We start from the raw sequence: 13625 nt of genomic DNA on the forward strand, positions 1-13625 counted from the left end.
AGAGACTTTATGAAACTGCGCCCATCGCTTGCCCTATTGCTAGCCCTTGCCGTCACCGGTGTCGGCGTCCATGCGCAGTCCGCTGCTGACCTGACCGACGCCAGCGCGCCGCGCAAGTTCTCCACCTTGCCGTTGAAGCCGACCACGACCGAGGCGCAGGCCGCGCAGCTGTCGGCGCGCTTCCTTACGCGCTTCCACTACGACGCGCAGCCGCTCGACGCGGCGATGTCGCAGAAGATCTTCAAGGCCTACATCGATAGCCTGGACGGCGAGAAGGTGTTCTTTACCCAGGCCGACATGGCCAAGTTCGCGCCGCTGAAGACACAGCTGGACGGGTCGATCTGGAACCAGGACCTGTCCGGTCCGTTCTCGATCTTCAACCTGTACGTGCAGCGCGCGATCGAGCGCATGACTTACGCGCGCGCCCTGCTCACCAAGGGCTTCGATTTCACCGCGAACGAAAACTACAACTACGACCGCAAGAAGGTTGACTGGCCCAAAGACCAGGCCGAGCTGGATACGTTGTGGCGTCAGCGCACCATGAACGACTGGTTGCGCCTGAAGCTCGCCGGCAAGACTGACGATGACATCCGCAAGACGCTGGACAAGCGCTATGCCGGCTACATCGATCGGGTGAAGCAGCTCGACGGCGAAGACGCGTTCCAGTCGTTCATGAACGCCTATGCCGAATCCACCGATCCGCACACCGATTACCTCGGCCCCCGTGCGGCGGAGAATTTCGACATCTCCATGAAGCTGTCGCTGGAAGGCATCGGCGCGGTGCTGCAGGCGCGCGACGAGTACACCGCGATTCGCGAAGTCGTCCCGGCCGGTCCGGCCGCCAAGTCCGGCAAGGTGCATGTGGGCGACCGCATCCTCGCGATAGGCGAAGGCACCAGTGGTCCCATGGTCGACGTGATCGGCTGGCGCCTGGACGATGTGGTCAAGCACATCCGCGGCAAGAAGGACACCACCGTGCGGCTGGAGATCCTGCCGTCTGACGGGGGTGTGGACGGCAAGCACGAGATGATCACCCTGGTGCGCCAGAAGGTGAGCATCGAAGAGCAGGCGGCCAAGAAGAAGATCATCGAGATCAAGGACGGCAATGTCAGCCGCAAGATCGGCGTGATCGACCTGCCGACCTTCTATTCCGATTTCGGTGCGCGCCGCGAGGGCGACAAGAACTTCAAGAGCGCGACGCGCGACGTGGCCAAGCTGCTCGGCGAGCTCAAGGCCGCCGGTGTCGAAGGCGTGGTGATGGATCTGCGCAACAACGGCGGCGGCTCGCTGGCCGAGGCCAACGAACTCACCGGCCTGTTCATCGACAAGGGTCCGGTCGTGCAGGTGCGCGATGCGCGCGGCCAGGTCGAAGTGCAGGGTGACGACGATCCGGGCATGTCCTGGAGCGGTCCGATGGCCGTGCTGGTCAACCGTGGTTCGGCCTCGGCGTCGGAAATCTTCGCTGCTGCCATCCAGGACTACGGTCGCGGCCTGATCGTCGGTCAGCCCACCTTCGGCAAGGGCACGGTGCAGAACCTGGTCGACCTCGACCGCTTCACCCGCACCGGCCAGGAAAAGCCGCAGTTCGGCGAACTGAAGATGACCATTGCGGAGTTCTTCCGCATCAACGGCGGCTCCACCCAGCTCAAGGGTGTGACGCCGGACATCCAGTTCCCCAAGAATGGCGACGAGAAGGACTTCGGCGAGTCGACCTACGACAACGCCTTGCCGTGGACCCAGATCGCGCAGGCGGATTACAAGCCGGTGGCGAATCTCAAGGCCTACCTGAGCCCGCTGCAGACCAAGCATGACGCCCGTGTGGTCCAGTCGCCCGCGTGGAAGCTGATGCTCGACGAGCTGGCGCAGTACCGCAAGATGCGCGACCGCACGACGATCTCGCTCAACTTTGCCCAGCGTGAGCAGGAGCGCAAGGAGCTGGACGCTTTGCAGGCCGACTTCCGCGCGCGCCACAAGGCGATCGACGGCAGTGCTGATGTTGAAGACGACGTGGCGACCGACGATGGCCTCAATGCGAACGAGCGCAGCCTCAAGAGCGAGCTGAAGCAGGAGACGGATGCCAAGAAGGCCCCCGATCCGCAGTTGAACGAAACCGCGCACATCCTGTTCGACGCGGTGGGCCTGATCAAGGCGGACTCCAAGCTGGCGGCGCAGGTGCTGCCCTACGGCGGCAAGTTCGATACCAGCTCGACGGCAGCGGTGTCGCAGACACCGGCTCCGGCCAGCCCGGCGGCGACCACGCACTAAGCGGTTCGCCAGGAAAACCAAAAAGGGCGGTGCGCAAGCGCCGCCCTTTTTTTATGGTCGTAGCGCGCTTCGGCTCCTTCTCCCCGGAGGGGAGAAGGTTGGGATGAGGGGCGGGTGCTCGCGATAACGCATCAACTGGGCGTGGTTGCCCACGGCAAAAAACGGCAAGCTGGCGATAGGGCGCACAGCTAGGGTGTCGCAAGATTGGCCCCTCATCCCAGCCTTCTCCCCTCTGGCGAGAAGGAGCTAGAAGCCACCGCTCGCTCAGCTGTAGCGCTGCTGCAGGAACGCAAAGAACGCACGCAGACCCAAGGCTTCGCCACCACGGGGGCGCCCGGGGCGATCCCCGTCATTCCACGCATACGTATCCAGATGCAGCCACGCCGTCGTCTCCGGCACGAAGCGCTCCAGATACAGCGCCGCGGTGATCGCACCGGCATGGCGCGAGGCGCCCGAGTTGGCCATGTCGGCCAGATACGATTCGAGCATCTTGCGGTACGGGCGCCACAGCGGCAGTCGCCACAGCGGATCGTTCACCTCACGTCCCGCGGCGAGCACACGCTCCGCGAGATCGTCCCGGTTGCCGAACAGCGCCGGCAGGTCGGGGCCGAGCGCGATGCGTGCGGCGCCGGTGAGCGTGGCGAAGTCGACGATCAGGTCCGGCTTCTGCTCGCTCGCGTAGGTGATCGCATCGCACAGGACCAGGCGGCCTTCCGCATCGGTGTTGTCCACCTCGACCGTGATGCCGGCACGCGTGGTGATCACTTCACCCGGACGCATCGCGGCGCCGGACACGGCGTTTTCCACGGCGGGAATCAGCAGGGTCAGGCGCACCGGCAGTTTGGCCTGCATGATCAGGCCGGCCAGGGCGATCGCGTGTGCGGCGCCACCCATGTCCTTCTTCATCCAGCGCATGCCATCGGCCGGCTTCAGATCGAGGCCGCCAGTGTCGAAGCACACGCCCTTGCCGATCACCGCAAGCTTGGGATCGCTGGTCTTGCCCCAGTTCAGTTCGATCAGACGCGGCGCGCGATGGCTGGCGCGGCCCACGGCATGGATGGTGGGGAAGTTGGCGTCGAGCAGCTCGTCGCCCACCCACTCGCGCACCTTGCCCTTATGCGCCTTGCCCAGCCGCTTGACCGCGTCAGCCAGGTGCTTCGGGCCCATGTCTTCGGTCGGGGTATTGACCAGGTCGCGCACCTGCGTGGTGGCTTCCACCAGCGGTGCCAGCACGTCCAGCTCGGCGGCGGCGATGGCGAGCCTGGCAGGCGCGCGGCGAGCCTTGCGATAGCGCGTGAATTCGTAGGCGCCCAGCGCCCAGCCCAGCGCGATCTGCAGGGTGTCCTTCGGTACGCCCTCGTCGGCCAGGTGATAGACGGCCTCAGGTAGGGTGCGCGGCAACGCGCCCAGCGAGCTCAGAACGTCGCCGGTGTCCACGCCGACCAGCACGCGTATCAGCTTGCCGCTTTCATCGGCGATCAGCGCAAACGTGCCCGGCGTGGCATCAAAGCCGCAATCGGTCAGCCAGCGGCGTTGTGCGGCGGTAAGGCGGCGCTTACTGGCAGCAAAACGGGCAGCGTCGGTGGTCTCGATGGCGATGCTTTGGCGGTCGCCGGTTTTGCGTTCGATAAGAGCAGACATGAAGTTCCTTGCGCGGCGTAGGGCAGCCGGCCGCGATGGCGGCGTACGAAGCCCTAATGATGCGCGCTTTTGGGGGTTGGGTCACTCGCTCGCCCGTCGCTCGTCTCTCGCTCGTCATCCCAGCGAAAGCTGGGATCCAGCGCCTTTGGAGGCGCTGCGACAAGGCGAAAGGCACTGGATCCCAGCTTTCGCTGGGATGACGGTTCTACCGGGACGACGGTTCTACTTCGGACAATGCCGCAGTCGTTGAAGACAGTCCGAGCGCTCGCTCAACCCCGCGCCTCAAGCCAATCCGCCAACGCACCCATGTCACGCAGATCCAGGTCGGGTGCCCGACCGAGGGCGCCGGGCCAGGGGTGGCCTGCGCGGTTGATCCATGCCGTGCGTAGCCCGGCGTCGCGGGCGCCGACGACATCCAGTTCCGGATCATCGCCCACGTGCAGGATCTCGGCGGGCGTCAGGCCCAGGCGTTCGGCTGCGGTGATGAAGATGCGCGCATCGGGTTTCGCCACGCCGGTGTCGCGTGCGCTGACGTGGTGGGCGAAGTGAGCGCGGATGCCGATGCGTTCGAGATCGGCGTTGCCGTTGGTGAGGCTGACCACCGGCCAGCGTTCGGCAATACGCTGCAAGGCAGGAAGGCTGTCGGGATACAGGTCGACGCTGTTGCGCGCCGAGAAATAGATGTCCCACAGCGTGTCGAGCGGTGCCTGCTCAATGCCGCAGGCCGAGAACGCGCGCTGCATGGTGATATAGCGCTGCGCGGTGAAATCGTGGGCGAGATCGGTGCGTTCCGCCGCCACCTCGGCACGGAGCACGCGCATGGCCGGGATCGGCCATGCGCGTGCGACGTCGGGATAGTGCTGGCGCAGATACGCGTCGAGATCGCGGTCTGCGCGCTCCAGGGCCGGCAGCACCGGCCACAGGGTGTCGTCGAGATCGAGCGTGACGGCGCGAATGCGGACGTGGCGCTCAACCTCGGTTATCACTGGTGCGCGGCACCCGTTACCGCCGCCGGCTCTTCGGCCGGCATCTTGATGCCGTTCTCGGCCAGGATCTTGGCGCGACGTGCGTGGTCCTGCTCGGCCAATTCCGGTGCATCGGTGTACGGCACGAGCTGGTGCTGGCGGGCGAGCGCCTTCACCGCGTCGGTCTTGAGGAACGCCATGAAGGCTTCGATCTGCGCGGCCTTCGGGCTGTTCTGTTTGGTGACCAGGTAGAGCGGGGTGTACAGCACGTAGCTGCCGCTGGTCACGGTCGCCACGCTCGGACGCGTGCCGTCGACGCTGACCATCTTCACCTTGCCATTGCTCGCCACGCCCGACAGGGTGGTTACGCCCAGCGCATTGGGGTCGAGCGTCACGGCTTCTTCCAGCTTCGCCGTATTGACGTACAGGCGCGGCGCGGCGATCGGCTGGTTGCCGCGGCCGAAGATCAGGCGGCGCAGGCTGTACTCGACACCGTCACCCGGGCTGGCCACCGCGTACAGATTGATCGGCGCGTCCTTACCGCCGACTTCCTTCCAGTTGGTGATCTTGCCGAAGTAGATCTGGTGCAGCTGCGCAATGGTGAGGTTGCTCACCTGGTTCGACGGATGGGTGATCATCACCAGGGCGTCGTACGCAACCGGCAGGAACACCAGGTCGCTCTCGCTGCCACCGGCGCTGCCGCGCGCGCTGCCCGCGATGTCGGCGGTGCCCATGGCGACCGCATCCAGGCCCGAGGCCGTATTGAACGGCTGGATTTCGATGCGACCCTTGCCGCTCTTTTCCCACGCCTTGCTCACGTCTTCCACCACGCCGCGCGCGGTGGCGTAGTCACCACGCCACACCAGGGCGGGTGCCGTGGACGCGGCGGGCTTGGCGGGCGACTTGGCCTTGGTCTTGCCGGTTGCGGCAGCAAGCGCACCGGTGGCGGCGCATGCACTGAATAGCGCAACGATGAGCAGACGAGAAATGCGAGAGGACATGGCGATGAGGAACCCCGAGGCTTTGAGTGTGGCGTCCGCGTGCGGCCTTGACCAGAACGCGTGCAAGAAAAAGCGTGTAACCCGGCTATTTCATCCAGCTCAGGCCCAAACATCAAGCTAATTCATGCGTTTGCACCGCTGAAAAACGCGATGTTGCGCACGCACTGCAAAGTTGTTCATCGCACGTTGTTGTCTCAGTGAGGGGCATACGGTCGCATATGGGGTGCGACGGCAGGCGTTAGCTCATTCGTGGTCCGTACGCGTCCGTTATTCGGGTTTTTCCGTAATTCCAGGGAGCCGTCTCCCTCCTCACCGACGGAACCCCATCTCTCCTCACCGTCATCCCAGCGAAAGCTGGGATCCAGCGACTTGGACTTCGTAACTTTGGCGCAGGACCCTAAAGGCAATGGATCCCAGCTTTCGCTGGGATGACGGTGAGGTGGGGATGACGGTGAGGGGAGTGACGGTGAGGGGCGCGGCAACGTGGGACGACTAAACCGTGGCGTGACGGATGCCGAGGATCAGCCCCCCGTCATTCACCGCTCTAGCGCACATCCACATACCGCACCCCATCCTCACCCGCCACCACCAGCACCAACTGCTGTGGATTCACACCGGCCAGTTGCTGCAGCGTGCGCAGGTTCGGCACGCGCAGGTTGCCCACGCCGACCACGATGTCGTTGGCCTGCAGGCCCGCCTGCGCGGCGGGACTGCCCGCACGGATCGCGCCCACGCCCACGCCGGCAACACCCTGGCCGCGCTGATTCTGCGAGAGCTCGTTGAAGGTCACCCCGGCCAGGCGCGGATCAAGCTTGTCGCCATCGAGCGTGGCGAGCTTCTCGGCCACCAGCTTCGCGGTGACATCGTGCGTGCTGCCATTGCGCTGTACGCTCAGCTTCACCGCGCTGCCGACCGGCAGCAAGCCCTCGGCATTGCGCAGCTCCTGGGCGTTGTGCAGCGGCTTGCCGTCGATCGCGGTGATCACATCGCCGACCTGGATATCGGCATCCCCGGCCGCCGAGCCCGTGGCCACGCGCGTCACCACGGCCCCGTCGGTCGCCTTGAGGCCGAGTATCTGGGCGATGCGCGGCGTGATGTCCTGCGTCTCCACACCGAGGTTGCCGCGATTGACCTTGCCGGTGGCAATCAACTGACGCATCACCTCGCCACTCAGGTTGGTCGGAATGGCGAAGCCGATGCCCACGTTGCCGCCCGAGGGCGAGAAGATCATGGTGTTGATGCCGACCAGTTGGCCGTGCAGGTTCACCAGCGCACCGCCGGAGTTGCCGGGGTTGATCGAGGCATCGGTCTGGATGAAGTTCTGGTAGCCGTTGCCGCCCAGGCCGCTGCGCCCGAGCGCGGAGACGATGCCCGAGGTCACCGTCTGGCTCAGGCCGAACGGGTCGCCCACGGCGACCACGAAGTCACCCACGCGTAGCTTGGACGAATCGGCCATCGGCAGCGCCTGCAGGTTGGTCGCCGGGATCTGCACCACCGCCACATCGGTGTCCGGATCGGCGCCGACCAGCTTGCCCTTGAAGTTGCGCCCGTCCTGCAGCGACACCGTGATGTCGTCGGCACCGCCCACCACATGGTTGTTGGTCAGCACATAGCCCTTGGCGGCATCCACGATCACGCCCGAGCCCAGGCTCTGCTCCACGCGCTCGCGCGGTGAGTTGGGCACGCCAAAGAACTGGCGGAACATCGGGTCGTCGAAGTACGGGTCGCGCACCTGCACGCGTGTCTTGGTGGAAATGTTGACCACCGCCGGCGTCACCTTCTCCAGCATGGGCGCCAGGGAGGGCAGGGGTTGGCCATCGACGGAGGGCGGCAGGGAAGCGTGGCTGGCGTCCGGTACCAGGGTGATCAGGGCAAGCGCAGACGCGACGAGCACAAGCGAAATAACGACGGGTCGGCGGGTGAGGCGGGCAAACATGGAGGCGTCTTTCCTTGAGTGAGGGGCCGTGCTTCGACTCGCCGTTGCGACCACGGTTCCATAGGTCCGTTACTGACGAAAACCCTTTACATCGACCGGGCTCAGGGGTAACTTCCCATTCCGTTCGCGACCACAACATCTTGTGTAATCAGACTGGGAGGAAACCCAAGCGCTGGGGTCACAAGACATCCTCAGGGGGATGTGGTCGAAGGTCGGGCATGGAACGCAAGGGTTGGGCAGCTGTACCGGCTATGCGGTTCCGGTGCTGGCCTGACGCGAGCGGCTTAGCCGATAAAGAACAAACCAAAGGGGCCGAGAGGCCATACCTGGAGGTCAGGAAGCCGATGAGCACCATGCGTGCACCCGTTGTAGGTCGTGACACCGCAGCCATTCCGCTGCAACCGGCGTCTTACGATATCTGGGACAAGAAGTACCGCCTGAAAGCCAAGTCAGGTGAACCGGTCGACGGCAGCGTCGACGAAACCTATCAGCGCGTCGCGCGCGCCCTGTCCGATGTGGAAGCCACCCCAGAGCTGCGTGAGCACTGGTTCGAGCGTTTCCTGTGGGCACTGCGCCGCGGTGCGATTCCGGCTGGGCGCATTACGTCCAATGCCGGCGCGCTGGCGCACAAGCCGGCCACCTCCACCATCAACTGCACCGTGTCCGGCACCATCCGCGACTCCATGGACGACATCCTGGAGAAGGTGCACGAGGCAGGCCTCACGCTGAAGGCCGGCTGCGGCATCGGCTACGAATTCTCCACGCTGCGTCCGCGCGGCGCGTACGTCTCGGGCGCGGGTGCCTACACCTCCGGCCCGCTGTCCTTCATGGATATCTACGACAAGATGTGCTTCACCGTCTCGTCGGCCGGTGGCCGTCGCGGCGCGCAGATGGGCACATTCGACGTCAGCCATCCCGACGTGAAGGAATTCATCCGCGCCAAGCGCGAAGACGGCCGCCTGCGCCAGTTCAACCTGTCCCTGCTGATCACCGACGGCTTCATGCAGGCGGTGGAGCACGACCATGACTGGCCGCTGGTATTCCCGGTGCACGTCAAGGAACAGAACGAGATCGACCTCACCGACGCCGAGAAAGTCGTTTGGCGCGAGTGGCCCACCCACGACAACTACGTGGAGCGCGAAGACGGCCTGGTCGCCTGCAAGATCTACGGCCACATCCGCGCGCGCCACCTGTGGGACATGATCATGGTGTCCACGTATGACTATGCCGAGCCGGGTTTCATCCTGATCGACAAGGTCAACGAGATGAACAACAACTGGTGGTGCGAGCACATCCGCGCCACCAACCCGTGTGGCGAGCAGCCGCTGCCGCCGTACGGCTCGTGCCTGCTCGGCTCGATCAACCTCACCACCTTCGTGCGCGACCCGTTCGGCCCCAAGGCCCGTTTCGACTGGGACGAATACCGCGAAGTGGTGAAGATCTTCACCCGCATGCTCGACAACGTGGTGGAGATCAACGGCCTGCCGCTGCCGCAGCAGCGCGAGGAGATCCTCTCCAAGCGTCGCCACGGCATGGGCTTCCTGGGCCTGGGCACCACGTTGACCATGCTCAAGATGCGCTACGGCACCGCCGAGTCCGTCTCCTTCACCGAGGACGTCTCCCGCGAGATGGCCGTGGCCGGTTGGGAAGTCGCGCTCGACCTCGCCAAGGAAAAGGGCGCCGCCCCGGTGCTGCTGCGTGACTACGCCATCACCGGCGACATGCTGCGCAAGCGTCCGGAAATGGTCGCCGACGGCTACAAGGTGGGTGACACCATCCCCGGCCGCGTGCTGCACGCCAAGTACAGCCGCTACATGCAGCGCATCGCCAGCGTGGCACCGAACCTGGTCGCCCAGCTGGCCGAGACCGGCGCGCGCTTCACCCATCACAGCTCAATCGCGCCCACCGGCACCATCTCGCTGTCGCTGGCCAACAACGCCAGCAACGGCATCGAGCCGAGCTTTGCGCACCACTACTCGCGCAACGTCATCCGCGAAGGCCGCAAGACCAAGGAAAAGGTCGAGGTGTTCAGCTACGAGCTGCTCGCCTACCGCGCCCTGATCAATGCCGACGCCATGCCGTTCGCCACCGAAGGGCTGACCAAGCTGCCGGATTACTTCGTGTCGGCCGACGATATTTCGCCCAAAGAGCACGTCGACATCCAGGCCGCCGCGCAATTGTGGGTGGATTCGTCCATCTCCAAGACGGCGAACGTGCCGACCGACTACCCGTACGAAGACTTCAAGGACATCTACTTCTATGCCTATAAACAAGGCTTGAAGGGATGCACGACCTTCCGTTTCAACCCCGCCGCCTTCCAAGGTGTGCTGGTCAAAGAATCGGATCTCGAAAGCACCCTCTATCGTTTCGAATTAGAGGACGGTAGTGTGGTGGAACTGAAAGGCAACGAAGAAGTGGAATACGACGGCGAAATGCATACCGCCGCCAATTTGTTCGATGCCTTGAAGGAAGGGTATTACGGAAAGTTCTAAACTAGTCGCCGGTACCTGGCTTCCAGGTGCCGGCTCGCTGGCGAAAGCAATCCGAGTGCCCCAGAGGCAAGGCTCACTACAAGTTCCAAATCCACGTCGGAGGGGATTACCCGCATGTCTATCGATACAGAGTTTGATCTGAAAGAAGAAGCCGTTGTGGTTGTTGACGCGCCGGTGGAAGTTGCCGCTGTCGAAGTAACGCCGGTGGCAGCGCCCAAGAAGGCCCGCGCCGCCAAGAAGAAGTTGTCGCCGGCCAAGAAGGCAGCTCCGGCCAAGAAGGCGGCGAAGAAGGCGGTGAAGAAGACCGCCAAGAAGGCTGTGAAGAAGGCTGTCAAGAAGGCGGCTGCCAAGAAGGCTCCGGCCAAGAAGGCCGCTGCCAAGAAGGTCGCCAAGAAAGCGGTGAAGAAGGCTGCCGCCAAGAAGGTCGCCAAGAAAGCGGTGAAGAAGGCTGCCGGCAAGAAGGTAGCCAAGAAGGCCGTGAAGAAGGTCGCCAAGAAGGCAGTGAAGAAGACTGCCAAGAAGGCCGTCGCCAAGAAGGTGGCGCGCAAGGTGGCCAAGAAGACCGCCAAGAAGGCCGTCCGCAAGGTCGCCAAAAAGGCCGTCAAGAAGGTCAGCAGCAAGAAGACGGCACGGAAGGCCGCAGTAAAGAAGGTGGCTAGGAAAGTCGCCGGTAAGAAGACCGCCGCCAAGGCGGTCAAGAGGTCCACTGCCAGCAAGAAGGCGAGCGTGAAGAAGGCCGTGCGCAAGCCGGTCAAGAAAGCCGCCCGTCGCAAGTAAGTCGTAAACCGGTCCGGCCCGGCGTTATAACGCCGGGCCGGGTCGTTCCAAAGTGACCGACAGGACCGGACACCTTAGTCCCGTCGTTCCAGCGGCTCTCAACAGCCGAAGGGCTGGTCAAGCTGGAACCCAGCGCCTTTAAGGCCCTGAATCTCGGGACCCCACCAGTCCCACCAACACCCAAGCCGTCGCGCGCCGCCACTACTCGAAAAGAAGCACACACCATGGCGATCAAGATCGAAAAGAAGATCAAGGGCTATAACGTCGTCAAGCCCGAGGACAAGGCCGCGCCCGCCGCAGCACCCGCCGCGCCCAAAGAAGCGCCCAAGGCGGAAGTCATCCAGATGCACGAGAGCCTGGAGCGTCCCGAGACGCTGGTCGGCTCCACCTACAAGATCAAGTCGCCGCTGTTCGAGCACGCGTTGTACGTCACGCTCAACGACATCGTGCTCAACGCCGGCACCCAGTACGAACAGCGCCGCCCCTTCGAGATCTTCATCAACTCGAAGAACATGGACCACTTCCAGTGGATCGTGGCGCTCACCCGCATCCTCTCCGCCGTGTTCCGCAAGGGCGGCGACGTCACCTTCCTGGTGGAAGAGATGAAGGCCGTGTTCGACCCCCGCGGCGGCTACTTCAAGGCCGGCGGCGTCTACATGCCCTCCATCGTCGCCGAGATCGGCGCGGTCATCGAGCGGCACATGAAGATGATCGGCCTGATCCACGACCCCGAGATGGACGAATCCACCCGTAAGCTGGTCGCCGAAAAGCGCGCCGCCTACGAGGCCCTGGCCGCCGGCAAGAAAGCCGCCACCACCGAAGCCCCCGCCGAAGCCTCCAACGGCTTCCCGCCCGGCGCCACCCTCTGCGCCAAGTGCAACACCCAGGCGCTGGTGCTGATGGACGGGTGTCAGACGTGTTTGAACTGCGGGTATAGCAAGTGCGGTTGAGTTTGTTGCTTAAAGATCAATGAAATTAAAAAGGGCGGCAGCGATGCCGCCCTTTTTTTGCGGAGGAGCGAGGGATAAATGAGTCTGCCTCCTTTATCTCCCTATCCCGTTTTTCGCTTGAGGAGCAGGGATGGATCAGTTACACGTTTTTGTAGACGAGTACGGCGATCCTCACCTGGATCTTAGTAAGCCTGGTGTTTCCTCAACATATATCGTTGCGGCTCTGTGCGTTCGGGAAAGAGAACTGGAGCGCGTCAGGTCTGAGTGTGAGGAGATTCGCCGCAAATTTTTTCAAGCCGGGGAAATGAAGTCAAGTTCGATTGCCGCCAACGATGGGCGGCGACTTAACGTCCTGCGGGCACTTTGCAAGCTCGATGCATTCGTAATCGCATTTTGCGCAGATAAGGAAAAAGTTGACGCGGGGTCTGGTCTAGCCTTTAAGAAGAGCTTTATCAAGTTTTTTGCGCACGCACTATATGAGCGCATTACTCGTTGTGCCAGTGATGCAAGAATATTGGCTGATGAGCACGGAAGTGCCGAGTTTCAGGAGGAATTCAAGGCCTATCTCCAGCGAAAATTTAAACCCGACTTGTTTGCGTCCATAACGTTTGATTGTGGCCATAGTAAGGCGGACGCACTTCTTCAGGTCGCAGATGTGTTTGCCGGAAGCTTTGCGCGTATTTTTGATGAGAAGAAGCTTTCCGAGCGTGCCGAAGAATTGAAGGTCGTTCTATATAGCAAAGCCTCCATAACTCATTGGCCGAGTGGGGATGAAGAAAGCGAAGTCCAAGCCGACGAACATATCAGCGCCGACGATGAGCACATACGCACGTACTGTGTTCGTCGAGTGCGCAGCTACCTGGAGGGTGCAGTTGCCGAGATGGGGGATCAAGATGAGCGAGCCAGATTGATTTTCTTGGATGTGCTGCTTGCCCATCACACTCTTGGGGAGCCGGGAAGCTTTGTCTCAACCTCTACGCTACAGAGAGAAATAAGCACTCTTTTAGGTGAGTCGTTTAGTCAGCATCGTCTTCGCTCGAGTGTGGTGGCGAAGCTTAGGGACGCTGATGTGATCATCTCTAGCTGCGCTAAGGGTTACCGAATACCGTCCTCTCTTCGGGATGTATTGGAGTTCGCATCTTTTGCAAACTCTCAAATCCCACCAATGGTGGCGCGTCTCGAGAGGGCTAGAAAGGGGGTTCGAGAGGCTACGCTTGGGCGTGTCGATATACTTCAAGGTGTCAATTTTAAGAGCTTGCAAGCGATCGTTGAGGCGGCGCGCGGATAAACAGCAATACACGAAGAACGATGCCGGGTTCGACCCAAATGCGGTGCAAGGATGAGTTATCGCCAGCTCCGAGACATCGAAATAACGGGGTCGAGTTGAGTTATTTCACGTCGCCGACCAAGTCGTGGTCGCGGGGACATCAATCTGGCCAGATCTTCGTAACAAACAGAGGTCAGAGTGCACTTTTCCTGGAAGTGGACTCAGACCCCTGTTTTGGCTCGCTCTCACTGCCGCATGAAGCACGACCGCCTCAGTTGAAAAGTCGGTAAGGACGTTGTCGTGTTTAGATGACGAATTGGCGCAATCGGAT

9 protein-coding genes are annotated in these 13625 nt (G+C 62.6%); 5 read left to right on the top strand and 4 right to left on the bottom strand.

Going from position 1 to position 13625, the window contains the following annotated elements:
* The first annotated feature begins 9 nt into the window (after positions 1–9).
* On the top strand, positions 10–2265 hold the full coding sequence (locus ACT01B_RS02455) for a carboxy terminal-processing peptidase (protein WP_445145812.1): 2256 nt from the start codon (positions 10–12) through the stop codon (positions 2263–2265).
* Positions 2266–2529: 264 nt separating this feature from the next.
* Here ACT01B_RS02455 and ACT01B_RS02460 read toward each other — a convergent pair whose 3' ends face one another.
* The 4 genes from ACT01B_RS02460 to ACT01B_RS02475 all read right to left on the bottom strand — a co-directional run bounded on the left by ACT01B_RS02460 (position 2530) and on the right by ACT01B_RS02475 (position 7808).
* On the bottom strand, positions 2530–3906 hold the full coding sequence (locus ACT01B_RS02460; protein ID WP_445145813.1) for a leucyl aminopeptidase family protein: 1377 nt from the start codon (positions 3904–3906) through the stop codon (positions 2530–2532).
* 269 nt (positions 3907–4175) lie between these two features.
* Positions 4176–4892: an HAD family hydrolase gene (locus tag ACT01B_RS02465; RefSeq protein WP_445145814.1), complete on the bottom strand. Its 717-nt coding sequence runs from the start codon at positions 4890–4892 to the stop codon at positions 4176–4178.
* Positions 4889–5872 carry a substrate-binding domain-containing protein gene (locus ACT01B_RS02470; RefSeq protein ID WP_445145815.1) on the bottom strand — a complete coding sequence of 328 codons (984 nt, stop codon included), beginning with the start codon at positions 5870–5872 and terminating at the stop codon, positions 4889–4891. Before ACT01B_RS02470 ends, ACT01B_RS02465 begins: the two co-directional genes overlap by 4 nt.
* A gap of 544 nt (positions 5873–6416) precedes the next feature.
* Entirely contained in the window at positions 6417–7808 is a 1392-nt protein-coding gene (locus ACT01B_RS02475; protein ID WP_445145816.1) for a Do family serine endopeptidase, read from the bottom strand.
* Positions 7809–8152: 344 nt separating this feature from the next.
* Between ACT01B_RS02475 and ACT01B_RS02480 the strand changes: the two genes are divergently transcribed.
* The 4 genes from ACT01B_RS02480 to ACT01B_RS02495 all read left to right on the top strand — a co-directional run bounded on the left by ACT01B_RS02480 (position 8153) and on the right by ACT01B_RS02495 (position 13315).
* A complete protein-coding gene (locus ACT01B_RS02480) occupies positions 8153–10300 on the top strand; it encodes an adenosylcobalamin-dependent ribonucleoside-diphosphate reductase (RefSeq protein WP_445145817.1) in 2148 nt (715 codons plus the stop codon).
* A gap of 114 nt (positions 10301–10414) precedes the next feature.
* On the top strand, positions 10415–11077 hold the full coding sequence (locus tag ACT01B_RS02485; protein WP_445145818.1) for a histidine biosynthesis protein HisIE: 663 nt from the start codon (positions 10415–10417) through the stop codon (positions 11075–11077).
* 224 nt (positions 11078–11301) lie between these two features.
* Complete coding sequence (locus ACT01B_RS02490) at positions 11302–12027, top strand: TSCPD domain-containing protein (RefSeq protein ID WP_445145819.1); 726 nt, start codon at positions 11302–11304, stop codon at positions 12025–12027.
* A 130-nt stretch (positions 12028–12157) separates the two neighbouring features.
* Complete coding sequence (locus ACT01B_RS02495; RefSeq protein ID WP_445145820.1) at positions 12158–13315, top strand: DUF3800 domain-containing protein; 1158 nt, start codon at positions 12158–12160, stop codon at positions 13313–13315.
* Positions 13316–13625 lie beyond the last annotated feature (310 nt).

The sequence above is a fragment of the Dyella sp. Tek66A03 genome (assembly GCF_052567735.1).

Bases quoted from the DNA above. Each gene is read 5' to 3' on its own strand.
- ACT01B_RS02490 (WP_445145819.1), top strand. From the start codon at position 11,302: ATGGCGATCAAGATCGAAAAGAAGATCAAGGGCTATAACGTCGTCAAG.
- ACT01B_RS02485 (WP_445145818.1), top strand. From the start codon at position 10,415: ATGTCTATCGATACAGAGTTTGATCTGAAAGAAGAAGCCGTTGTGGTT.
- ACT01B_RS02475 (WP_445145816.1), bottom strand. From the start codon at position 7,808: ATGTTTGCCCGCCTCACCCGCCGACCCGTCGTTATTTCGCTTGTGCTC.
- ACT01B_RS02470 (WP_445145815.1), bottom strand. From the start codon at position 5,872: ATGTCCTCTCGCATTTCTCGTCTGCTCATCGTTGCGCTATTCAGTGCA.
- ACT01B_RS02460 (WP_445145813.1), bottom strand. From the start codon at position 3,906: ATGTCTGCTCTTATCGAACGCAAAACCGGCGACCGCCAAAGCATCGCC.
- ACT01B_RS02455 (WP_445145812.1), top strand. From the start codon at position 10: ATGAAACTGCGCCCATCGCTTGCCCTATTGCTAGCCCTTGCCGTCACC.
- ACT01B_RS02495 (WP_445145820.1), top strand. From the start codon at position 12,158: ATGGATCAGTTACACGTTTTTGTAGACGAGTACGGCGATCCTCACCTG.
- ACT01B_RS02480 (WP_445145817.1), top strand. From the start codon at position 8,153: ATGAGCACCATGCGTGCACCCGTTGTAGGTCGTGACACCGCAGCCATT.